The organism is Edaphosphingomonas laterariae (genome assembly GCF_900188165.1).
In the GTDB taxonomy this organism is placed as follows: Bacteria; Pseudomonadota; Alphaproteobacteria; order Sphingomonadales; family Sphingomonadaceae; genus Sphingomonas_E; species Sphingomonas_E laterariae.
Window position 1 is genome coordinate 1 of the sequence record NZ_FZOS01000031.1, and the last position, 22,885, is coordinate 22,885.

Consider the following 22,885-nt stretch of genomic DNA (forward strand, 5'->3'; position numbering starts at 1 on the left):
CTCGTCCATCGCCAGCCTCCGTCAAGCTGGCTCCCCATGAATCAGGGAAATCTCTCCTTGGGAATCCCAAAAATCACACTTCTGCCAAAGTAGCGCTAGGGAGTCTTTCACCGATCGATCTTGTCGGGATGACCCTCTTGCAGGTCCTTCAGTACGGCGCCAATTTGCAATTTAGTTGGAGAGGATTTGATGCTTCGGGGGTGGATGCTACTGATCGCGCTGGTGGTTTCGGGCCCCGCGTGCGCCGACAGTTGGGGGCCACCGACCCGCACGACCTATCTGTCGGCCGACCAAAATGTGCGACTGACCGTCGTGCCGCGCGAGCTGAGGAGCCCACTCGCCTATTTCGATGACAAGGTGAATGGTCGTGAACCCGCCGGGCAGCCCGCCGGTGAGACGAGATCAACAGCGGAGGGCACCTTGGAGCGCCGCGTCGACGGACGCTGGCTGCAGGTTTGGAAGGCCCCGCTGGCGAACGAGGTCGCACCCGTCACGGCACTAGTGAGCAATGATGGAGAGCATGTCGTCACCTTCGATGACTGGCACATGGTCGGACTCGGCAGCAACGTTGTGGCCATCTACGGCCGCGATGGCGCGCTAGTACGCTCGTTGGAGCTCGGTGACATCCTGCCCAAGGACTATATCGAGGCGCTGCCCCGGTCCGTGAGTTCGCTGTGGTGGCACGATCAGGACCGGATCTCGGGTGACGGGAAGCATGTCCTGCTCGCGGTAGTTGTGCCTCGCAACGACACGATGAGCAGCGAGCGCCTGGAAACGGTCGACGTTGCCGTTGATCTCGATACGGGTGCAGTCGTTCCCCCGCAGGGAGAGCATTGGCAACATGCTCTGGCCGAAGCGCGGCGTATCAGGGCGGCGCGCCTCGCATACGAGGCGGACCAGAAGGCAGCCTTCGTCGCGCCCCTGATTGCCCCGACCAGCGCTGACGAGCTGTCCTGGCACAATTACCTCCGCGAGGCATTCTTGCGCCTTGATCCGGACTGGAAGAGGCGGACGCCTTCTACCACGGTCGTGTTAGCTCCTCCCGCACCTAATTACGCTCTTTCCGAAGGTTGGGTAAGGGACGATCTGCATCGGGGGTGGGAGGATGACGTGGCGATGTTTGCGGCACCGGCCGCGCCAGAGCGACTGGTCGCCATCGTAAGCAAAGTGGCTCACTCACTCACGCCGGGCAGCCTCACCTCCACACGCGTATACGTCGCTGCTCCGGCAGACCGGGCCGACGCGGTCCGCACCGCATTGGCCCAAAGCGGTGCCGAGGTGATCTGGCTCGATACAACAAAGCCGATTCCGCAGCGCCCTGAGCGACTGCGCGGTGAGACACCATTGGACGATTTCTTTGGCGACGAATAAGCACGAGCATCGCGGCGACAACGACTAGGCACCTCGGCGTCGGATACCAAGGCCTAGGAACGGCGAGCCGCCCGTCCGCTCTCCCCGACTTTGCGGCCATCCAGCGACGGGGCTGGGCCTCCGGTTTTCCGACGGTCAGCTTTCCGAGGCCGGGCAGGCAGGTATCAGTCATCGAAGGAAAATTCCTGCCTGTCGGGACGCGCCGACATTGCGGTCGTCATCTACTGAACCTCCACTTTCGTCAGCCCGGACTTGTTCCGGGGTCCACCGTGCAGCACACATCACCATTGATGATCGAGCGGGACAATCGGTCATGGCATGACCTGGCGGTGTCTTTCGGGTTGGAGCCGCTGGCGGCGGCGCCTGCGGGGCGGTGGACCCCGGAACAAGTCCGGGGTGACGGGACAAAGATAGTCCGCTGCCTTCGACTTATTCGCCTTTCGAACCCATCACCGCTACACTTGAAGGCGGATGATCATTCGCGTTGCGCGGTCGTCGCCGGCGAGGATGGTCGCCACGGTGGCGCTGAAGGCGGGGAGGGGGCGTGGCGTTTTCCCGGTGGCTGTCGATCCTGGAACGGCCGCCGGTTAGATCACGATCAGGTGGTTGGGCAGTTCGGCGGGGTCGGTGCCGGTGTAGGGGAATTCCCGGGCGAGGATGTCGCCAATGGCTTCGATCGCGGCGACCATGCCGTCCGTCGGCCGGCCATCGCGTATCGCGTCGATCAGGAGGACCATCGCGTCGCCCCACATTTCGGCCGGAACGCGGTTGTGGACGGCTTCGTCGGCGACGATTTCCGCGCGTTGTTCCGCCAGCGAGACATAGAGAAGGACACCCGTGCGCGATATCGTGTGCTGTTCCGCTCCGACCTTGAACAGCGCGATCGCGCGACGGCGCACCCGTCTGGACTTGATCAGGCCCGGCACGAGCGCGAGGCGCAGGGCCGGCCAGCGCAGGGCGATGCGTGCCGCCAGATAGATGGCGACGAGCAGCGCGAACAGCATCAGGAGCAGGCTGCGCCTTGTGATGCCGCCGCTCCAATCGCCGGCGATCCATTCGGCCAGGCCGATGAAGGCATCGGGAAAGGCCGTCACGACGCCAAGCGCCGTCACCATCAGCAGGACGGCCCATTGCAGCGCGACATCATGATAGGTGTCGGATTGTGGCGACAGGATCGCCAGCAATTCGCCATCGGTGCGGGCTTCGGCGGCTTCGATCGCCGCCCTGACCCTTTGCTGATCCACGGGTGCGCGCGTCATCACCAACTCCCCGAGGCGCCGCCGCCGCCGAAGGAGCCCCCGCCACCCGAGAACCCGCCACCGCCCGAAAAGCCGCCGCCCCCGGAAAAGCCGCCTCCGCTTCCCCAGCCGCCCATGCCCGGCCCCCAGATGATCACCGGCGCACGGCCGCCGCGGTGAACCGCGCCGGCCCGCCGACGGCGGAGCAGGATGAACAATAATATGCCGTTGAAGAGGAGCAGGATGAGAAGCTGCCCGCCGTCGAAGCGGGTTTCCTGTTCCTGCCCGGCTGCGACGATCTGCCGGGCGCGGGCGCGCGCCTGATCCTCCGGCAGTTTCAGGACGTCGACCAGCGCGTCGACGCCCGCGCGGATGCCCGGGCCGAACTGCCCTTCGCGGAAGTGCGGCAGGATCGCGTTGCGGATGATGATGCTCGAAAGCGCGTCGGTTACGATCGGCGTGGCGCCATAGCCCACTTCGATGCGGACCTTGCGATCATTGGGGGCGACCAGCAGGAGCACGCCGTCATTGGCCTCGGCCGAGCCGATCCCCCAGCTTCGGCCGAGCCGATAGCCATAATCCTCGATCGCATAGCCCTGGAGATTGGCGACCGTGACGACGACGAGCTGCCGGCCGCTCTGTCGTTCGAGATCGGCAAGCGTTGTCGTCAGCGCCGCTTCCTCGGGCGCGGACAGGATCTGCGCGGCATCGACCACGCGGCCGGACAATGTGGGGAAGGTCTGCGCCTGCGCCGCAACCGCAGTCAGCACCAGTGTCAGGAAGGCGAGCAGCGCCTTCAAAAGGCGACCGATGGCGCCTTTTCGGCACCGCCTGCGGCCTCGAAGGTGACCATGGGCTTGGAGCCGTAAATCACCTTCGCGCCGATCGCATCGGGGAAGGTGCGGATCCTGGTATTATAGGCCTGGACCGCCGCATTATAATCGCGACGCGCGACCGAGATGCGGTTTTCGGTGCCTTCGATCTGCGCCTGAAGCGTCAGGAAATTCTGGTTGGACTTCAGATCGGGATAGGCTTCCACCACGGTGCGCAGCTGGCCGAGAGCCTGGGTGAGCTGGTTCTGCGCCTCGCTGAATTGGCGAAGGCGTTCGGGATTGGACAGATCGTCGGTCGTGATGTTGATCGCGGTCGCCTTGGCGCGCGCTTCGGTGACCTGCGTCAGCACGGCCTTTTCCTGGGCGGCATAGCCCTTCACCGTGGCCACCAGGTTGGGAATGAGATCGGCCCGGCGCTGATATTCGTTCTGGACGTCGGCCCACCGCGCCTTGGCGGTTTCCTCCGCCGTCGGGATCGAATTGATGCCGCAGGATGCGAGCAGCAGCAGTGCGGAGGCAAGAATGGCTCTGGCGGGACGGTGCAGGCCCATGGCGTTCTCCCCAACAAGTTGCGGCACAAGGGTGGTCGCAAGATTGACGGGTGTAACGTTGCAAGCCCGTAGTTCGTTGCGCGTCCGTGCGGGCCGGGCGCGAACGGGCCGGCGGATGGTTGGCGTGGCGAGGGCGGCGATCGCTGGCCCGCCGTCGCGGCGTCGCTCTGTCATGCAAGGCGCGGATCGGGCGCGACGCTAGCGGACAGGGGGAGAAACCATTTATTCTCAATCCTGTCGCAGCACCGGGTGGCTCCGTGCCCATTTTCCCAGATGCCGGGCGCTCGGCTTTATCGTTCGCGTCTGGGTCGCGCGATCGACCGCGACGAGGCCGAATTTCGGGCCATATCCGAACAGCCATTCAAAATTGTCGAGCAGGGACCAGTGGATATAGCCGCGTACGTCCACGCCTTCGCGCATCGCAGCCCGCAAGCTGCCGATCGCCCCGTCGATATAGCGCACGCGCAGCGCATCGTCCTCCGTGGCCACGCCATTTTCGGTGACGATGATCGGCACGCCGGCGATGGCGGCGGCGTAGCGGACCGCGCCGCCCAGCGCCTCGGGATAATATTCCTGGCCGACCTGCGTGCGCAGCGTTTCGGCCGGCAGTGTGATCGGCCCCCGATCGCCGATCACGGTTCGCGTATAGGTTTGCACGCCAAGGAAATCGTCCGCCTGCGCCGCCTTGAGCCAGACGTCATACATGCCCGAGCGCCAGCGGGCGGCGCGCGCCTGCGTTCCCGGCGCATCCTGGAAATCATCCATGGCGAGGGTGTAGCCCACGGGCAGATCCGGGCGGAGCTGCTTGATCGCGTCCCGCGCCGCCGCACGGCATTGCCGCACGATCGGCTTGGACCTGGCGACGTTCGAAAAAAGGAATGTCGAGAAGGTGGCGACGCCCGTCGCGCGGGCCGCCGTTTCGCGGACGGCGGGGTTGGGCGCGAAGGACAGATTGGCTTCGTTGATCGTGCACAGCCAGCCGATCCTGTCCCCCAGCGCCTCGACAACCGTGCGCGCATAACGGGTGAACAGCGCCGGCGCGTCCGCATTCTCGAAACCGCCCTTTGCGGCGAACCAGCGTGGCGAGGAGAAATGATGCAGCGTGACCACCGGCGTCACCCCGTGGCGGCGGCAACTGTCGAGCATCCGGCCATAATGGGCCAGCATGGCGGGTGAGAATAAGCCCTCCTCGGGTTCGACGCGGGCCCATTCGATGCTGAACCGATAGCTGTTCAACCCCAGCCGGGCGAGCAGCGCGATATCGTCGTCAAAGCGGTGATAATGGTCGCAGGCGTCGGCCGAACGCTCGGCAAACGGCGTCCCCGGCAGCCCTTCGAGCAGCCACAGGTCGGTGTTGGTGTTGTTGCCTTCGACCTGATAGGCGGCGCTGGCCGCGCCCCAGAGGAAGCCTTTCCGGCGTGGCGCGGCCATCGCGGTGCCGTGGCCCAGTGCTGCCATTCCAGCCACGGCGAAACTGCCAAGCGACGCGATTGCCTGCCGTCTGTCCATGCGTTCCCCCCTTCGCCCGGCGTTGTTCGCGACGACGCAAGCCGATGCGTCGGCCGAACCGGCTTTTTACGCCGGGGCCTCCGATTGAACGATTTAATTGATCGATACCGTTCAATTTGTAAAGTGGGCCGCGCCGGCACCCTTGGTGGCCGGATGAATTTGGGAACGGGCAATGATCGTCAGGGCTGGCCGTGTGGTCCACCCGCGCCTGCCGCGCTGAATGCGAACGCGGGAAGGGGCGCCGTCATCCGTCCAGAATGATCTCGTCATAGGTGATCGGGTTGCCGACGATGCTGCGCAGCGAGCCGGGGCTGCTGCCATCGAGATCGCGCACGCCATAGGCCATGGCCTGTTCCGCGCCGATCACGGTGCGGCCGGACAATTCCATCATCGCCGGATCGCGGTGGATGGCGGCGATCACGCGGCCGGTGAAATCCGGGGTCTCGGCCATCGCCAGCAAGGCATCGAACTGGCCGGGGCGTTCGGCGACGGCGGCCGCCGTGCGCGCGGTCTTGAGGAAGCCCATCCAGATCGCCACCGATGCCGCGCCAAAGGGGCGCAGTTCGACCGCGATGTCGGCCGCCATCTTGTCGGTTCCGGCCTTCTGCGCGCCATAAGCCGGGCCATGCGCATAGGAAGCCGCGCCCGGTGCGGAGGTGAAGGCCATCAGACCGCCCGGCTTCTTCACCAGCAGCGGGGCTGCGGCATGGGCCGCGATATAGCTGGATCGCAGCCCGACGGTGATGATGTCGGCCATGTCGGCGGGCTTGGTCCAGAACGGGCCGGGGCGGATCAGTTCGTCGTGAAGCGCGGTGGCGTTGTTGACCAGAATGTCGAGCCGCCCCTCGTCGCGTTCGACCTGCGCGAACACGGCGCGCACCGCCGCATCGTCGGCATGATCGCAGGCGACGGCGACGCCGCGGCCCCCGGCGGCGGTGACCTCGGCCGCGGTATCGTGGATGGTTCCGCCGAGCCGCGACGCATCCGCCGTCTGGCTGCGGCCGGTGACATAGACGGTATAGCCCGCCGCCCCCAGCGCCCGTGCAATACCCTGGCCGGCGCCCCGGCTGGCCCCCGTGACGACCGCAACACCTTGCTTCATGCCTGCCTCCTCCTGCGGCGCTTCCGGCCGCTATCGATCAACTCTATGCCATGATCCGCATTCAGGATGGGGTTTCGCCGGACAGGCCGAAGGCCTTTGCCAGCCGAGCGTGCGAGCCACGGCGGTCCTGCGGGTCGGCCATCATATCCTGGACGATCAGTTCGTCCGCGCCGCTTTGCGCGATCATCTGTTCCAGCGTTTGCCGAACCTCTTCGGCGCTGCCCGCGACGAAGCGGGGCCAGCGGCCGCCGATGATCTGCGTGGGCTCGTCACGCTCGGCCGCGCCCAGTTCGGCTTCGGCCTCGGCGATGGTGGGAACGAAGGCGGTGGCCCCGATCCGGGTGAGGCGCTGGTAATAACCCTTCACGCTGAGCGCGAGCCGCCGGCCATGTTCGCCATCCTCGCCCACGCAGACATTGACGCCGAGCATCGCGCGCGGCGCGCCGCTGGCGAACGGCGTCGCCACGAACGCCTCGCGATAGCCGCGCAGCGCCAGCGCGGCGGCCTGCGGATTGATGAAGCCGGCGAAGGAATAGCCGATGCCGATTTGCGCCGCGAGGCGGGCGCCGCCGGGGCTCGACCCGAGCAGCCAGCTTTCGGGCACGCTCGCAACGGTGGGGATCAACGGCTTGCCGGCAAAGGGGTGGCCGGCCGGAAAGGCCTGATGCAGCCAGGCCACGGTTTCCGAAACCTGCGCGGCATGATCGTCCACCGGCTGGGCATCGCGATGCCGCCGCATGGCCATGTCGATCACCGGCCCCGCCGTCGCCCGGCCCATGCCGAGATCGACGCGGCCCGGGAACATGGCTTCGAGCTGCTTGAACATCTCCGCCACCTTGAAGGGGCTGTAATGGTTCATCAGCACCGCGCCGGAGCCCAGCCTGATCCGCCGGGTCTGCGTGCCCGCCGCCGCGATCAGCAGTTCGGGATGATGGGATGCCTGCGCCGGCGCCATATGATGTTCGGCGAACCAGATGCGATGATAGCCGAGCGCATCGGCATTGCGTGCCGTCTCCAGCGATTGCGCCAAAGCGTCGCTCGCCGTTTCGCCGGGCTTGATGGTGGACAGATCGACGATCGACAGCTTCATGAATCCGTTCCCGCACAGGGGCATGCTTGGCCAGCGGCCACCCTAGCGGATCGGACGCGGATGCCGATGATCGGCGCGCCAATCTTTAGCCCGATTCCACAATGGCGGCCCAACTTGTCGACCGGCGGGTGGGGTGCCGCGCGCCGCCGGGGCGCATTGCGCCGATCCTGCGGGCGTGGATCATCGACAGGCAGGGAACCGACGCTATTGTCGGCGTGTTTGCATTTACTTCGAGGGTGCGGGGTGCGGCGATTGCGATGATGGGTGGATGTCGGGCGAAATCAGCGCATTGCCTTTTTGTATTCGCTTCGCTTGGCGCGCCGGCTGCGGCCGTGGCGCAGGACGCGCCGCCTGCGGCCAGCATGCCGGCGCCCGCGAGTGAAGCGCCGATCATCCCCGATGACGAGTTCGAGGCGCGCCTGCCCGGTGCCGACGGTGTCGATGGTGCCGATGGCGAAACTGCCGCGCCCGCCGTGGACGGGCAGCAGGCGCCCTTGCCTTCGATGGAGCAGTTTCTCGACGCGCAGATGCCCGCGTCGGGCGAGGTGGCGGTGCCGGCCGAGCTGCCACCGGCCGCCGAACCGCCCGTCGATGCCGAACTGGCCCAGCCGCTGCCGCCACTCGACAGCGTGACCGTGCCGGCGCAATCGGCCGCCGCCGGCGACGATCCCGAAGCGAAGACGCGGGCGGTGCGTTACAGCGTCGCGATCGAGGGGCTCGACGCCATCGGGCTGGAGGCGGCCTTCCGCGAGCATTCCGCGCTGATCGACGGCGATGGCCGTGCCGAGACGGGGGCGATGGTGCAGGCGCGCGCCGAGGAGGATGAGGCGCTGGCGGTGCGCCTGCTGCAATCCGAAGGCTATTATGACGCGACCGCGCTGTCGTCCCTGGAGCAGGCGGCGGAGGGCGGGGCGCTGAAGGCGGTGCTGTCGGTGACGCCGGGCGAGCGTTACCGCATCGGCGACATCCGCATCACCGCCGATGCCACCGTTCCGCCCAACCTGATCCGCGAGAGCCTGCCGTTGCGGACCGGGGATTTCATCACCGCTGCGCAGGTGGAAGCCGCCGAGGCGAACGTGGCGCTGCTGCTGCCCGAACATGGCTATGCCTTTGCCAAGCTGGGCCAGCGCGACATCCTGCTCGATCCCGCGACGGTGACGGGCGATTACAGCCTGCCCGTTGAAATCGGCCCGCGCGGCACCTTTCGCGAAATTCACACGGGCGGCGAGAAGCAGGCCTTCGGCGCCGACCATATGCAGACGATCGCCCGCTTCGACCCGGGCGAGCTTTACGACAGCCGCAAGGTGGACGATCTGCGCAAGGCGCTGGTGGCCACCGGCCTGTTTTCCAGCGTCGCGGTCGATCCGGTGCGGACGGGCGAGCTGGCACCCGACGGCACCGAATATGTCGATCTTGCCGTCGAACAGGAGGCAGGCCCCGCGCGCCGGCTGGCCGGCGAACTGGGCTATGGCACCGGCCAGGGCATCCGCGCCGAGGGCAGCTGGACCCTGCGCAATCGCTTCCCGCCCGAAGGCGCCTTGATCCTGGGCGTCGTCGCCGGCACGCAGGAACAGGGGATTTCAGGCACCTTCCGTCGATCCAACGCCGGCAAGCGCGATCGCACCTTCCAGGCGGGCGCCAGCATTAACCATCAGGCCTATGACAGCTATGAGGCGTTCACCTTGGGCCTCAGCGCCGGCTGGTCGCGCCTGTCGACGCCGATCTTCCAGAAGCGCTGGACCTATCTCTATGGTGGCGAAGTCCTGCTATCGAACGAAAAGACCGTGCTGGACGAGGCGACGGGCGATACCAAGCGGCTGACCTATTTCATCGCCGCCTTGCCCGCGCAGGTGGGCTATGATCGTTCGGACGACCTGCTGAACCCGACGCGCGGCTATCGGGCGACATTGCGCGTTTCGCCGGAAGCATCGCTGCAGGGCAATGTTTCACCTTATGTGCGCAGCACCTTCGACCTTTCCGGCTATTATCCGGTGTCGGACAGCCTTGTCCTCGCGGCGCGCACGCGGCTGGGCACGATTGCCGGCGCAGAGCGCGACGATATCGCGCCGTCGCGGCGCATCTATGCCGGCGGCGGCGGATCGGTGCGCGGCTTCGGTTATCAGGAACTGGGGCCGAAGGATTCCAGCGATGACCCGATCGGCGGCCGATCGGTCAACGAATTCGCCGCCGAGGCGCGATATCGCTTCGGCAATTATGGCGTCGTCGCCTTCGTCGATGCGGGGCAGGTCTATGAAGGTTCCGTCCCCAAATTTTCCAACATCCGCTACGGCGCGGGCATAGGCGGGCGCTTCTATACCAATTTCGGCCCGTTCCGCGCGGACATCGCCATGCCGATCGACCGGCAGCCGGGCGAATCCAAATTCACCCTCTACATTGGCATCGGGCAGGCCTTCTGATGGCGGGCGAGACCATATCCACCCCCTCTGACGCGGCGGCCATGGCGGATCGGCGGCGGCCGATCTGGGCGCGGATCGCGATCGGCCTTGGCGCGGTGATCGGGGTGCTGGCGCTGCTGGCGGCCGGCCTGCTGCTGTTCCTCGATTCCCGGCCCGGCAAGGCTTTCCTTGTCCGCCAGATCGCCGGGTTCGAGATGGAATCGGGCATGGGCTTCGCGGTCGGGCGGATCGAAGGTTCGATCTATGGCGACATGGTGCTGCACGATATCGCGGTGCGCGATCCCAAGGGCGTGTTCGCGACGAGCCCGCGCGTGCGGCTTGCCTGGCATCCGTTCCGTTTCCTGCGCAACCATGTGTCGGTCGACCGGCTGGAAAGCCCGCTGATCACGCTGGCGCGGCTGCCCGAGCTGAAGCCCACGCAGAGCGATCCCAACGCCCCGATCCTGCCCGATCTCGATATCGACGTCGATCGGCTGAAGATCGACCAGCTGGTGCTGGGCGCGCCGGTGATCGGCAAGCGGCAGGTGATGGCGATCGACGGCGCCGCGCATATCGCCGATGGCCGCGCGCAGATCGAAACGCGGGTGGTGGCGGACAGCGGCGATCGGCTGGACGCGCGGCTCGATGCGGTGCCCGATCAGAACCGGCTGGCCATCACCGGGCGGCTCAATGCCCCGGCGGGCGGCATGGTGGCGACCATGGCGGGGCTGGCCGAGGGCGCGACCGCGACGCTCGACGGGCGGGGCGACTGGCGGGCGTGGGATGGGCGGCTGATCGCCACGTCGCCGCGCGGCGAGCTGGCCAATGTCGCGCTGGCGGCGCGCGACGGCACATTCAGCGCGCGCGGCCCGGTGCGCCCGGGCCTGCTTTATGCGGGCAGCGTCGACCGGCTGACCGGGCCGGCGCTGCAGATCGATCTGAGCGCGGCGCTGAAGGAACGGCGCGCCAGCCTGCAGGGGAGCGCGCGATCGCCGGCGCTTTCGGTCAACGTGGCCGGCGGGGTCGATCTGGGCGAAAACCGGTTCGATCGCCTGCGGCTGGACGCGGCGCTGTTGACCCCCGGCGCGATCATGGAGAAGGTGAGCGGCAAGGATGTGCGCGCGTCGATCCTGCTCGACGGGGCGATGGCGACGCCGTTCATCGATTATGATCTGAGCGCCGCGCGGCTGGCCTTCGATGCGACCGGGATCGAGGCGCTGAGGGCCAGCGGCCGTGCGGTGATCGACGCCGATCGCATCCGCATTCCGGTGAATGCGACGGCGCGGCGGGTGACCGGGCTGAACGCGGCCGCCGGGGGGCTTTTGGAACATCTGCGGGTGCAGGGCGACTTCGCTTATGCCGGCGGCAAGCTGATCAGCGACAATCTGAAGATCAACAGCGATCGGATCGACGCGACGGCCATCGTGCTCGCCGATCTCGACAACGCCATCTATCGCGGCGCGCTGAAGGGGCGGGTGAACGATTACCGGATCGACGGGATCGGCATCGTCAACCTGTCGACCGACATCGATCTGGTGCCGGGTAGCAAGGGCGGCTTCGGCCTGTCCGGCCGGTTCGCGGCGCGCACGGCGCGGTGGGAAAATGCATCGGTGCGCGATTTCCTGGGCGGCAATGCGGCGGTGGCCGGGCGCATCGGCATGACGCCCGAAGGCACCTTCACCTTGACCGGGCTGGGGGCCAAGGCGCCCAATTTCACCGTGCATTCGGGTTCGGGCAGCTATCGCGCCGATGGCGCCATCCGGTTCGACGCCCGCGCATCGTCGCGGCAATATGGCCCGCTGGAACTGACGGTGCGCGGCACGATGGACCGGCCGCAGGCGGTGCTGCGCGCGCAGAGCCCCAATGTCGGCGTGCAGCTGAACAATGTCGTCGCGCGGCTGAATGGCGAGCCGGCGGGCTATCGCCTCGATGCGACCGGCGGATCGCCTTATGGCCCGTTCTTCGCCAATGTGCTGATGCGCACGGCCACCGGGCCGCTGACGATCGACGTTGCGCGCGCGCGGTTCGCCGGCGTCGACATGGCCGGCACGATCCAGCAGAGCGCGGCGGGGCCGTTCGCCGGGCGGCTGGCGCTGAACGGTTCGGGGATCAATGGTGCGGTGCGGCTGTCCGCCGCCGGGCAGGCGCAGGCGGTGAATATCGACGCCACCGCCAGCAACGCCCGGCTGCCGGGCGAGGCGGACGTGATGATTGGCCGCGCGCTGATCAACGCATCGCTGGTGATGACCGAACAGCCGCGGATCGTGGCCGATGTGCAGGTGGCGAATGGCGCTTATGGCGATTTCATCGTCCGCAAGGCGCGCGGCAAGGTGAACCTGCAGGGCGGGCGCGGCACCGCGATGCTGGTGGCTGACGGATCGAGCGGGGTGCCTTTTTCGATGGCGATGAACGCCGCGATCCGGCCGACGCTGATGGCCGTGCAGGTGGAAGGCAAGGCGAGCGACGTGGCGTTCCGCTTCGCCAAGCCCGCCGTGATCCATATCGAGCCATCGGGCTATCGGCTGGCGCCGGCCACTCTGGTGCTGCCGCGGGGCCGCGTCGACCTGGCCGGCCGGTTCGGCACCGACACGGCGGTGCAGGCCCGCTTCCGCGATTTCGATCTGGCGATCGTCAACATGATGAGCCCCGGCGCGGGGATCAGCGGGCGGGCGACGGGCACGCTGGATTTCGCGCAGACGGGCAATGCCTTCCCGGTCGCATCGACGCGGATGACGATCAGTGATTTCCGCCGGTCGAGCCTGACCACGGTTTCGGACGCGGTGGCGATGGCGATCGAGGGCAAGCTGTCGTCGGCCGGCGGCGATCTGCGCGGGCTGATCCGCGAAGGCGATGCGACGCTGGGCCGTTTCGTCGTGACGCTGGCGCCGCCGGGGCCGGGCGCCGGCTGGGCGGAGCAGCTGATGGCGGCACCGCTGGGCGGCGGCATCCGTTATTCGGGGCCGGCCGATGTGCTGTTTTCCTTCGCGGGGCAGGCCGACCAGCAACTGACCGGCGGCATCGCGGTGGCGGCCGATTTCGGCGGGCAGGCGCGGGCGCCCCGGATCAACGGCCTCGTCCGCGCCAATGCGCTGACCTATGAGAATGAAAGCTTCGGCACGCGCGTCACGCAGATGCGGCTCGACGGGCGCTTTTCCAACGACCGCTTCGAGATCCGCGATTTTTCCGGCCGGGCGGGCGAGGGCACGGTTGAGGCGGCCGGCACGATCGGGCTGGCGGCGGCGAGCGGCTATCCGATGGACATTCGCGTCAAGCTGGCGCGCGCGCGGCTGGCCCGCAGCGAGGCGATCACCAGCGTCGTCAGCGGCACGCTGAACGTGACCAACAGCGCGGCCGCCGGCGGGCTGATCAAGGGCGATCTGACGCTGCCCGAAACGCGCTATCGCGTCGCCTGGCAGGGCGGGGCGGAAATCCGCCAGTTGCAGGGCGTGCGCCGCAAGAGCGAGGAGGCCGACATACTGGACCAGCGCGCGGCCGAACGGCAGGCCGCCGCTGCCGGGCCGTCCGCCTGGAAGCTCGACATTCGCGTGCGGGCCGACAATGAGATCTACGTGACCGGCATGGGGCTCGATTCCGAATGGAAGACCAATATGCGGGTCACCGGCACGACCGCCGATCCGCGTGTCGTTGGCAAGATCGAGGTGGTGCGTGGCCGTTACAGTTTTTCGGGCCACCAGTTCGAGATCGAGCGCGGGACGATTTCGTTCAACGGGCCGATGATGAACCCGGCGCTGTCGATCCGCGCGCAGACCGACGTGGATACGGTGCGCGCAGGCATCGACGTGACCGGTTCGGCGCAGGACCCGGATATCAGCTTCATTTCCACGCCGACATTGCCGCAGGACGAGATCCTGTCGCGCATCCTGTTCGGATCGAGCGTCGCCAACCTGTCGGCCACGCAGGCGATCCAGCTGGCCGCCGCGCTCAACGGGCTGCGCGGTGGGGGCGGCGGGCTGAACCCGATGGGCAAGCTGCAGAACGCATCGGGCGTCGATCGCATCGGCATCGTCGGCGGCGATGAGGCGACCGGCCGGGGTGCCTCGCTCGCCGTCGGCCAGCACATTTCGAACGACATCTATGTCGAGGTGGTGACCGATGCGAAGGGCTTCACCGCCACCCAGCTGGAAGTGGCGCTGTCCAAGACGCTGAGCATTCTATCCAAGACTGGCACCAACGCCGGATCGTCCGCCAGCCTGCGTTATTCGAAGGACTATTGATGGCGGACGATGCGGGCGTCGGGTGGGGCAGGCCCGGGCTTATTGCAGCCCGAGCGCCTGCTTCACATCGGCCCAGCTGACCAGCTTGAAATTCTGCGCCCTGGGCGGGTTGATCCCGTCCTGCGCGACCATCAGCCCGGCCGGATAGCCGGGGCCGAAATCGCCCGCGACAATGTCGATACCGTCGGTTTCCTCCACCGCGCCGATCGTGCCCGCGGCGATGCGGAAGCGGCCGACATAGCTTTCGTCATCAAGCCGGTAGAGCGCATAGGCATTGTCGCCCTGGCTGGACACGACGACATAGCCGCCGCGATCGCCTTCCGGCACGACCGCCACGCCTTCGGCATCGGCGACGATCTGGTGGCCATCGGCCGCCGCGATCCTGACCGGGGCCACCGGGCCATCGGGCGCGGCGTCGAAACGCCACAGGCCGACATCTTCCTCGGCGACATAGAGGCGGCCGGTGCGTTCATCGACTGCGCAGCCTTCGGACTGGGTGGCGAGCTTCATCGTGCGGACGATGCGGCCGGTATGGCTTGCGCCCGACAGATCGAGTTCGATCTGGTTGATCGTCCCGTCCTTGAGCACCATGAACGCATAGAGCGCCGCCGGGGCGCGATAGAGGCAGACGCCATAGGCCTCGCCCGCGCCCGACGCGATCTTGCCCATCGGCTTCAGCGTGGCGGTGGTGGGATCGAGCGTGAACATGGCGAGCTTGCTGGCGAGCAGATCGTTGCGATCGCTGACCGCGACGACGATGCCCTTTTCGCCCATGTCGCGCAGATCGACATTGTTGACCGCGCCGGCATCGAGGAACGAACGATCCGCGCCTTGCATGTCATAGACGTGGAGGCCGGCCTTCTTGTCGGTGCCGACGATCAGGCTGGCGGCCGGGTTGGCCGGGTTGCGCCAGATCGCGGGATCGTCTGCGGCATCGGCGTTGGCGGTGCCCACCGCCACGGTTTCGCCCCGCGCGGTGACAGAAGCGGTTGGCGCGCTGGACATTTTCGGGGCCGTCGAGGCGCATCCGGCAAGCATTGTCAGTGAAATGCAGCCTGTCATCAAAGTGAAACATAGATTGCGTGAATTGGTCACGTTTAATTCCTAACGCCAGAAATCGAAGCGGGAATACACGAACAAATCTATTCGTCAAACATTTCGATATATAACTGGCGGGGCCATCATGTTTTCAAAGTATAAGCTGCTCTTGAGCGGAGCATTTCTGCTGCCTGCAATAGTATCTCCGGCATATGCGGCGCCGGTTCCTGTCGCTCCGGCCCCGGACGCGGCCCCGGAAGCGGCGGCGGGCAGCGATGTCAGCGCGGCCGATATCATCGTCAATGCGGCGATCGCGTTCCGCAACCGCACCCAGGACACCAACCCCGTCCTGTCCTACGACCTGGATTACTTCCAGCGGTTCGAGCCGGTGTCGGTGGGCGAGATGCTGAAGCGCGTGCCCGGCGTCACCTTTTCGGCGGATGTGCTGGAATATGACGGCGCCCAGATGCGCGGCCTGCCGCCGGGCTTCACCAACATCCTGATCAACGGCCGCCGCGCGCCGGGGGGCGAGGCGGATCGCAGCTTCTTCGTCGATCGCGTGCCGGCCGAACTGGTCGAGCGGATCGAGATCGTGCGTTCGCCCACCGCCGACCATTCGAGCGAGGGCGTGGCCGGCACGCTGAACATCATCACCAAGGATTCGGCCGCGTTCCAGGGCGGGTTCATCAAGGGCGGGATGCTGATCAACGAGGATGGCAAGGTCCGCCCCTCGGGCGCGGCCGCTTATGCCACCGAAATCGGATCGGCGAGCAGCTTCTGGGGTGCGCTCAACTATCAGGAGCGCCGCAACCCGAAGAAGAAGGTCTCGGATCGCTATGACGGCGATCTTCTGTTCAACAATCGCGAGATCCAGAACGACACCCGCGACGGATCCGACCTTTCGGCCAATGCCGAATTCGCGACCGAGTTCGAAGGCGGCGGCAAGCTGCGCCTGCGCGGCCTCTATATCGACACCGATCGCGACGAGAACGAGGTGTCGACCACCTATGTGCTGGCGAACGGCGATCCGGCGGACCTTGGCCAGCTCTACAAGCCCGGCCAGTCCGAACTGGCGATCGACAATGAGGATGACGAGGGCATCGAGACCCAGCACGAGAATATCGACCAGCAGACCTACCAGATCGCCTTCGATTCCGAATGGCCGATCGGCCCCGGCGCGCTGGGCCTGGAAGCGGCGTGGAACGGTTATCGCGAGGATATTGCGACGACCGTGCAGGTCGGCCCGGCGCTCGACGCGCTGGAACTGGACGAGCGCACCTTCCTCAACACCAAGGACGATGAATATCAGGGCACCGTCTATTACAAATATAAGGGCGACGCGCTGACCCTGAAGCTCGGCGTCGACCTGCTCGACAAGAAGCGCGACGGATCGCTGCTGGAGGAAGGCGAGGAGGACGAGCCCGTCGCCGGCGCGCTCTATGCGATCAAGGAACGGCGCTACGATCCCTATGCGCGGCTGACCTACGAACCGTCCGCCCAGCTGAGCGTGGACGCGGGCCTGCGTTACGAGATCACGCGCCGCAACGTGCGCACCAATGTCGATGGCGAGGTGGGGCTGACCGCCAGCTCCAAATATGACACCGAGATGCTGAACCCGTCCTTCGCGGTGCGCTATGCGCCGACCGAAGTGGATCAGTTCCGCGCCTCGATCGCCCGCACCGTCCGCCGCCCCGATTATGATCTGATCGCGCCCTATCGGCAGGAAGAGGAGCCGAACGACGATAATATCCTGATCGGCAATCCGCTGCTGAAGAACCAGAGCGCCTGGGGTGTCGATGTCGGTTATGAACGGCGTTTCGGTGGCCAGGGCATTTTGGGCATCAACTTCTTCTACCGCGATATTTCCGACCTGATCGATCTTGTCGACACCGGCGTGGAGGATGCGGAATCGGGGCTCGACATCGTCACCCCGATGAATGTCGGCGACGGCAAGGCCTGGGGCGTCGAGATCGACTTTTCCACGCCGCTGACCGCGATCGGCTTGCCCGATACCGGCATCTTCGCCAACTATACCTATCTGGACAGCGAAACGACCGATCCGTTCACGGGTGAAAAGCGCCGGTTCAACAACCAGCCGCACCATGTGTATAATTTTGGCTTCATCCAGACGGTGCGCAGCATCGACGCGAGCTTCGGCGCGACGATTTCGGGCCGCAGCAAGGCGCTGGAATCCAATTTCGACGAGACGATCGAGCTGAGCTACGATCCCGATCTCGAACTGTTCGTCGAAAAGCGGATCGGCAAGAATTTCGTGCTGCGCGGCTCCGTCCAGAACCTGCTCGACCGCTACAAGAAGGAAGACTTCAACAAGTGGGATGGCGACAGCGTTCAGGAGATCCTGGACAATCGCGCGAGCGGCAATCTCGACGAGTTCGAGCGTGAGCGCGAGCATTCCGGCCCGCTGTTCCAGCTGACCGTGCGCGCGGCGTTCTAAGCGCTGCCAATGATGGATGCGAAAGGCCGGTCCGGAGCGATCCGGGCCGGCTTTTTCGTGTGTCGTGGCGGCGGGCTGCACTTTCCCGCGATGGACAAAATCCGCCGAAGCGGCCACCTGCGGCGGATCGGTGATGGCGCCATCGAATCGGGAGACGGCAAGACATGGCATTCACGGCGAAGATCCTGCTGCTCGGTTCGGGTGAACTGGGCCGCGAGTTCGTGATTTCGGCCAAGCGGCTGGGTTGCCAGGTGATCGCGTGCGACAGCTATGCCGGCGCGCCCGCGATGCAGGTGGCCGACGGTTTCGAGGTGTTTTCGATGCTCGACGCCGATCTGCTGCGTGCGGCGATCGCCAGGCATCAACCCGATTTCGTCGTGCCCGAGGTGGAGGCGATCCGCACCGAGGTGCTGGCCGATGTCGAGGCCGAAGGCGTGACGGTGGTGCCGTCGGCACGCGCGACGATGATGACGATGAACCGCGACGGCATTCGCGAGGTCGCCGCCGTCGAGCTTGGCCTGCGCACCAGCCGCTATCGCTATGCCGAAAGCCTGGACGAAGTGCTGGCGGGCGCGGCGCATACCGGGCTGCCGTGCGTGATCAAGCCGGTCATGTCGTCGTCCGGCAAGGGGCAGAGCACGGTGCGTTCGGCCGATCAGCTGGAGGCGGCATGGGATTATGCCGTGGCCAATATGCGTGGCGACCGGCGGCGCGTGATCGTCGAGGAGTTCGTCGATTTCGATTATGAGATCACGCTGCTGACCGTGCGCACGCGCGATGGCGTGCTGTTCTGCCCGCCGATCGGCCACCGGCAGGAACGCGGCGACTATCAGGAATCCTGGCAGCCGGCGGCGATGTCGGCCAAGGCGATCGCTGACGCCGAGGATATGGCGCGCAAGGTGGTCGACGATCTTGGCGGCTACGGCATTTTCGGCGTCGAATTCTTCGTGAAGGGCGAGGAGGTGATCTTCTCCGAACTCTCGCCGCGCCCGCACGATACCGGCATGGTGACGCTGATTTCCCAGAATCTCAGCGAGTTCGATCTGCATGCCCGCGCGATCCTGGGCCTGCCGATCCCCGCGATCACGCTGCGCGGCCCGTCTGCCTCCGCCGTGGTGCTGGCCGATCGTGACGCGGATGAACTGCGCTATGACGGACTGGCCGATGCGCTGGCCGTTCCCGGCGGCGAGATCGACGTGCGCATTTTCGCCAAGCCGACGGCGCGGCCCTATCGCCGCATGGCGGTGGCACTGGGGCTGGCGGACAGCACCGACGCGGCGCGCCGGATTGCGGCCGAGGCGGCGGCAAAGGTGCGCATCCATTATGGCGATTGAGCATCCCGCGCCATTTTGCGTAGCGGGTTGCCAAATGATTTGACCATACTGCCAGTCTGCCCGTAATCCGATGCCCACGGCATCAGCGGATGGGGCAGGCATGAGCGAGTGGGACGTTATCGTCGTCGGATCGGGCGCGGGCGCGCTCACCAGTGCCTTGCGCGCGCAGGAACTGGGGCTTTCCGTGCTCGTGATCGAGAAGTCGGACAAGTTCGGCGGCACCTCCGCCTTGTCCGGCGGCGGCATCTGGATCCCGATGAACCCGCAGATCGAAGGGCTGGGCGGCGAGGATAATTTCGCCGACACCTGGACCTATGTGACCACCGCGACCAAGGGAACGGTGCCCGAGGCGCGGCTGCGCGCCTATCTGGAAACCGGGCCGAAGATGCTGCGCTGGCTGGCCGATCGCACCCGGCTGACCTTCCACGCGCTGCCCAAATATCCCGATTATTATCCCGATCTACCGGGTTCGCGGCCCGGCTATCGGACGATGGAGCCGAGTTTCTTCGACGGGCACAAGCTGGGGGCGCATTTTGCCGAACTGCGCCGGCCGGCGATCGGCACGCTGCTGTTCGGCCGGCTTTCGATGGGGCAGGCCGAGGCGGGTGTGCTGATCGCGCGGGCGCCGGGCTGGATGACGCTGGCGATGAAGATGCTGCTCCGTTACTGGACCGATCTGCCCGCCCGCATCCGTGGCCGGCGTGATCGGCGGCTGGCGCTGGGCCAGGCGATGATGGGCGCGCTGCGCGCGTCGATGGCGGATCGCGACATACCCCTGTGGCTCGACACCGCCTTTACCGGGCTGGTTGTGGAAGATGGCCGCGTCACCGGCGTGGATGTGGTGCGCGGCGGCAGGCCCGAACGATTGACCGCGCGGCGCGGCGTGATCCTGGCCGCCGGCGGGTTCGAACGCAATCAGGCGATGCGCGAACGCTATCTGCCCAAGCCGACGCAGGCCGCGTGGACCGCCGCCCCGCCGACCAACATGGGCGAAACGATCGAGGCCGGCATCGCCATCGGCGCCGACACCGCCTTCATGGACAAGGCATGGTGGACACCGGTGGTGCCGGTGCCGGGGCAGGACACCGCCTGGGCGGTGATGGTGGAACGCTGCGCGCCCGGCTGCGCGATCGTGAATGCCGAGGGCCACCGTTTCGCCAACGAGGCGATGCCCTATCTGGAATTTGGCGAGGCGCAATATGCCGACGAGGCGGCGGGCCATGGCGCGGTGCCGGCATGGATGGTGTTCGACGCCCATCATCGCTTCAAATATGCCGCCGGGCCGCTGCTGCCCGCCCAGATCGCGCCCGATCGTTCGCTGCCGGCGGAATGGGAAGGCGACATCTATCACAAGGCCGACAGCCTGGACGCGCTGGCGGCCAAGATCGGCGTCGACGCGGCCGGCCTGAAGGCGACGGTCGAGCGGATGAACGGCTATGCCGTGACCGGCAAGGATCTGGAATTCGACAAGGGCGGCAATGTCTATGATCGCTATTATGGAGATCCGACCAACACGCCCAATCCCTGTCTCGGCCCGATCGTGAAGGCGCCCTTCTACGCGCTGAAGCTGGTGCCCGGCGATATCGGCACCAAGGGCGGCCTGCAGGCCGACGAACATGCCCGCGTGCTTGCCACAGGCGGCGCGCCGATCCCGGGCCTCTATGCGATCGGCAACAATTCGGCGGCGCTGATGGGCCCGTCTTATCCGGGGCCGGGATCGACGCTGGGGCCGGCGATGGTGATGGGCTTCATCGCCGCCGGGCATATTGCCGGGGTGGGAGATGGCGGTGCTGTCGCGGCCTAGCGGCACACTCCAGCGGGATATTGGAAACCCTCAGGCACATTGATGCCGTGGGGCTCCATTGAATCGGGTCCGCGCCCTCGGCGGTTCTGGCTGCCGAAGGCCGGATCGCCGGAGGCCGCACTGCCTGATCGGGTGGGCGAGGCTGTGGCGCGGCGGGCCCGGATCATCGAATGATGGGGGCCGCACGCGAAGTCCATGAATCGACATCTTGCACCGGCGCGCGCGAGCCTCTAGGGGCGTGCGTTCCAGAGCATGCGGAGCGGTGGCCGAGTGGTCGAAGGCGCTCGCCTGGAAAGTGAGTATACGGCAAAACCGTATCGAGGGTTCGAATCCCTCCCGCTCCGCCAGCCGCCCCTCCGCAGAGGGACGCAACAGTCCACCGAAATTGATTTTTTCCGCTGAAAACCAAGGCTTTGTGCGCCGGAACCGTCCGCAGTCCGCCGTGGTCCCTCAGGCCTGTTTTGAGGGAAACGTGGTACGACGGCGTGGTCTCGGCACGGCAAAAACGTGGTACCGGAGATGGACCTTGCTGACCGATGCAAAAGTGCGTGCCGCCAAGGCGCGCCCGAAGCCCTACAAGCTCACCGATTGCTATCGCCTCTACCTCCTCGTCAATCCGAACGGATCCAAGCTCTGGCGCTGGAGCTACGCGTTCGACGGCAAGCAGAAATCTCTCGCTCTCGGGATCTTCCCTATGGTCAGCCTTGCCGCCGCGCGCTGCAAGCGCGACGAGGCTCGTGAGCTGCTCGAACAGGGCCGGGATCCCGTGATAGTCAAGCAACTGACGTTCGCGACCAATCTCGAGGTCAGCCGCTATACCTTCGAGCGGGCGGCGTGCGAATGGCATGAAAACACGAAGGCGACCTGGGCGAAGGTCCATGCCGCCGACGTCATCCGGAGCCTCGAGCGCGACGTGTTTCCAAAAATCGGGAAGTTCCCCGTGGTGGAGCTCAATCCACCCAAGATCCTCGAGGTGCTTCAGGCGATCGAGGCGCGCGGTGCCATCGAAACCGCCAAGCGCGTGCGGCAGAGGATTTCCGCGGTCTTTTGCTACGCCATCGCCAAGGGCCTGGCATCGACCGATCCCGCCGAGAAACTGGGTACCGTGCTCAAGCCGATCCGCAAGGGAAAGCAGCCGGCCATCACCGACCTCAGGCGTCTGCGGAAGATGATCCTCGATGCCGAAGAGGATTATGCCCGACCGATCACCCGGCTCGCCTTGCGGCTGCTTGCACTCACGGCTGTGAGGCCGAACGAATTGCGCGGTGCCCGCTGGGACGAATTCGAGGATCTCAATGGAGCAAAGCCGCTATGGCGCATTCCGGCGGCGCGCATGAAAGGCGATCTCGACCGTAAGGCGGAGGAGAGAGGCGAGCATCTTGTGCCGATGACGCCCCAAGGCGTCGCCGTGCTTCGCGCGCTCTGGCCGCTCACTGGGGATTGCGAGCTGCTGTTTCCTGGCAATCGCTTTCCCAACCGCCCGATGAGCGAGAATGCCATTGGCTATCTCCTCAATCGTGCCGGCTACCACGGCCACCATGTGCCGCATGGGTTCCGCGCAGCATTCTCGACGATCATGAATGAATGGGTCGAGCGCCACGGCAAGGACCATGACCGCCAGGTGATCGATCTAATGCTCGCCCATATTCCCAAGGAAAAGGTCGAGGGTGCCTACAACCGTGCCGCCTACATGCCGCGCAGGCGCGAGCTGGCAATGATCTGGGCGGACATGCTCTCAGAGGGCTTGCCGTCGCCGACGGTGCTCATCGAGCGACCGGCAAAGCCCATCGGGGAAAAACCCCGCCGCCGCATGCCGCTACCGGTGGGCGCGGATTTCCAGTTCCCGGAGCCTGGCAGAGCGGCATGAGCGTCAAACCGATCTGGTAACCCCGATTTATCATGGCGGCGTCTCGGCGAATCGTCGCGCTT

General features: G+C 66.2%; 14 protein-coding genes and 1 tRNA gene. 8 read left to right on the top strand and 7 right to left on the bottom strand.

The genetic code is table 11. The features are described 5' to 3' along the window. Positions 1-204: 204 nt before the first annotated feature. The gene (locus tag CHB74_RS17980) at positions 205-1,371 is read left to right on the top strand and encodes a hypothetical protein (protein WP_144033851.1); all 1,167 of its coding nucleotides are present in this window, start codon (positions 205-207) and stop codon (positions 1,369-1,371) included. Between the two features lie 587 nt (positions 1,372-1,958). Here the strand turns inward: CHB74_RS17980 and CHB74_RS17985 are convergent. The 6 genes from CHB74_RS17985 to CHB74_RS18010 form a co-directional block, all read right to left on the bottom strand. After that, entirely contained in the window at positions 1,959-2,630 is a 672-nt protein-coding gene (locus tag CHB74_RS17985; protein WP_089220923.1) for a TPM domain-containing protein, read from the bottom strand. Then, on the bottom strand, positions 2,630-3,409 hold the full coding sequence (locus tag CHB74_RS17990) for a TPM domain-containing protein (RefSeq protein WP_089220924.1): 780 nt from the start codon (positions 3,407-3,409) through the stop codon (positions 2,630-2,632). The genes CHB74_RS17985 and CHB74_RS17990 overlap by 1 nt, the downstream gene beginning before the upstream one ends. Continuing rightward, positions 3,406-3,993 carry a LemA family protein gene (locus CHB74_RS17995; RefSeq protein ID WP_089220925.1) on the bottom strand — a complete coding sequence of 196 codons (588 nt, stop codon included), beginning with the start codon at positions 3,991-3,993 and terminating at the stop codon, positions 3,406-3,408. The genes CHB74_RS17990 and CHB74_RS17995 overlap by 4 nt, the downstream gene beginning before the upstream one ends. Positions 3,994-4,221: 228 nt before the next feature. Next, positions 4,222-5,502 (bottom strand): glycoside hydrolase family 1 protein, encoded by a 1,281-nt coding sequence (locus CHB74_RS18000; RefSeq protein WP_218821465.1) that lies wholly within the window; start codon positions 5,500-5,502, stop codon positions 4,222-4,224. A 244-nt stretch (positions 5,503-5,746) separates the two neighbouring features. Continuing rightward, positions 5,747-6,604, bottom strand: a complete 858-nt coding sequence (locus CHB74_RS18005; protein WP_089220926.1) for an SDR family NAD(P)-dependent oxidoreductase — start codon at positions 6,602-6,604, stop codon at positions 5,747-5,749. 61 nt (positions 6,605-6,665) lie between these two features. Then, positions 6,666-7,694, bottom strand: a complete 1,029-nt coding sequence (locus tag CHB74_RS18010; RefSeq protein ID WP_089220927.1) for an MsnO8 family LLM class oxidoreductase — start codon at positions 7,692-7,694, stop codon at positions 6,666-6,668. A 260-nt stretch (positions 7,695-7,954) separates the two neighbouring features. On the opposite strand from CHB74_RS18010, the gene CHB74_RS18015 reads away from it, so the two are divergent. Then, a complete protein-coding gene (locus tag CHB74_RS18015) occupies positions 7,955-10,111 on the top strand; it encodes an autotransporter assembly complex protein TamA (RefSeq protein WP_179220902.1) in 2,157 nt (718 codons plus the stop codon). Then, on the top strand, positions 10,111-14,325 hold the full coding sequence (locus CHB74_RS18020) for a translocation/assembly module TamB domain-containing protein (protein ID WP_089220928.1): 4,215 nt from the start codon (positions 10,111-10,113) through the stop codon (positions 14,323-14,325). Before CHB74_RS18015 ends, CHB74_RS18020 begins: the two co-directional genes overlap by 1 nt. Positions 14,326-14,364: 39 nt before the next feature. On the opposite strand, the gene CHB74_RS18025 is transcribed toward CHB74_RS18020, so the two are convergent. Further along, entirely contained in the window at positions 14,365-15,387 is a 1,023-nt protein-coding gene (locus tag CHB74_RS18025) for a phytase (protein ID WP_089220929.1), read from the bottom strand. 121 nt (positions 15,388-15,508) lie between these two features. Between CHB74_RS18025 and CHB74_RS18030 the strand changes: the two genes are divergently transcribed. The 5 genes from CHB74_RS18030 (at position 15,509) to CHB74_RS18050 (ending at position 22,823) form a co-directional block, all read left to right on the top strand. Then, positions 15,509-17,818 carry a TonB-dependent receptor plug domain-containing protein gene (locus CHB74_RS18030; RefSeq protein ID WP_089220930.1) on the top strand — a complete coding sequence of 770 codons (2,310 nt, stop codon included), beginning with the start codon at positions 15,509-15,511 and terminating at the stop codon, positions 17,816-17,818. 164 nt (positions 17,819-17,982) lie between these two features. Further along, positions 17,983-19,152 carry a formate-dependent phosphoribosylglycinamide formyltransferase gene (gene purT, locus CHB74_RS18035; protein WP_089220931.1) on the top strand — a complete coding sequence of 390 codons (1,170 nt, stop codon included), beginning with the start codon at positions 17,983-17,985 and terminating at the stop codon, positions 19,150-19,152. A 100-nt stretch (positions 19,153-19,252) separates the two neighbouring features. After that, positions 19,253-20,956 carry an FAD-dependent oxidoreductase gene (locus CHB74_RS18040; protein ID WP_089220932.1) on the top strand — a complete coding sequence of 568 codons (1,704 nt, stop codon included), beginning with the start codon at positions 19,253-19,255 and terminating at the stop codon, positions 20,954-20,956. 256 nt (positions 20,957-21,212) lie between these two features. Continuing rightward, positions 21,213-21,303 (top strand) — tRNA-Ser (locus tag CHB74_RS18045). Positions 21,304-21,482: 179 nt separating this feature from the next. Continuing rightward, entirely contained in the window at positions 21,483-22,823 is a 1,341-nt protein-coding gene (locus tag CHB74_RS18050; RefSeq protein ID WP_010124877.1) for a tyrosine-type recombinase/integrase, read from the top strand. Positions 22,824-22,885 lie beyond the last annotated feature (62 nt).

Bases quoted from the DNA above. Each gene is read 5' to 3' on its own strand.
- CHB74_RS17980 (WP_144033851.1), top strand. From the start codon at position 205: ATGCTACTGATCGCGCTGGTGGTTTCGGGCCCCGCGTGCGCCGACAGT.
- CHB74_RS17985 (WP_089220923.1), bottom strand. From the start codon at position 2,630: ATGACGCGCGCACCCGTGGATCAGCAAAGGGTCAGGGCGGCGATCGAA.
- CHB74_RS17995 (WP_089220925.1), bottom strand. From the start codon at position 3,993: ATGGGCCTGCACCGTCCCGCCAGAGCCATTCTTGCCTCCGCACTGCTG.
- CHB74_RS18000 (WP_218821465.1), bottom strand. From the start codon at position 5,502: ATGGACAGACGGCAGGCAATCGCGTCGCTTGGCAGTTTCGCCGTGGCT.
- CHB74_RS18005 (WP_089220926.1), bottom strand. From the start codon at position 6,604: ATGAAGCAAGGTGTTGCGGTCGTCACGGGGGCCAGCCGGGGCGCCGGC.
- CHB74_RS18010 (WP_089220927.1), bottom strand. From the start codon at position 7,694: ATGAAGCTGTCGATCGTCGATCTGTCCACCATCAAGCCCGGCGAAACG.
- CHB74_RS18015 (WP_179220902.1), top strand. From the start codon at position 7,955: ATGGGTGGATGTCGGGCGAAATCAGCGCATTGCCTTTTTGTATTCGCT.
- CHB74_RS18020 (WP_089220928.1), top strand. From the start codon at position 10,111: ATGGCGGGCGAGACCATATCCACCCCCTCTGACGCGGCGGCCATGGCG.
- CHB74_RS18025 (WP_089220929.1), bottom strand. From the start codon at position 15,387: ATGACAGGCTGCATTTCACTGACAATGCTTGCCGGATGCGCCTCGACG.
- CHB74_RS18030 (WP_089220930.1), top strand. From the start codon at position 15,509: ATGTTTTCAAAGTATAAGCTGCTCTTGAGCGGAGCATTTCTGCTGCCT.
- purT (WP_089220931.1), top strand. From the start codon at position 17,983: ATGGCATTCACGGCGAAGATCCTGCTGCTCGGTTCGGGTGAACTGGGC.
- CHB74_RS18040 (WP_089220932.1), top strand. From the start codon at position 19,253: ATGAGCGAGTGGGACGTTATCGTCGTCGGATCGGGCGCGGGCGCGCTC.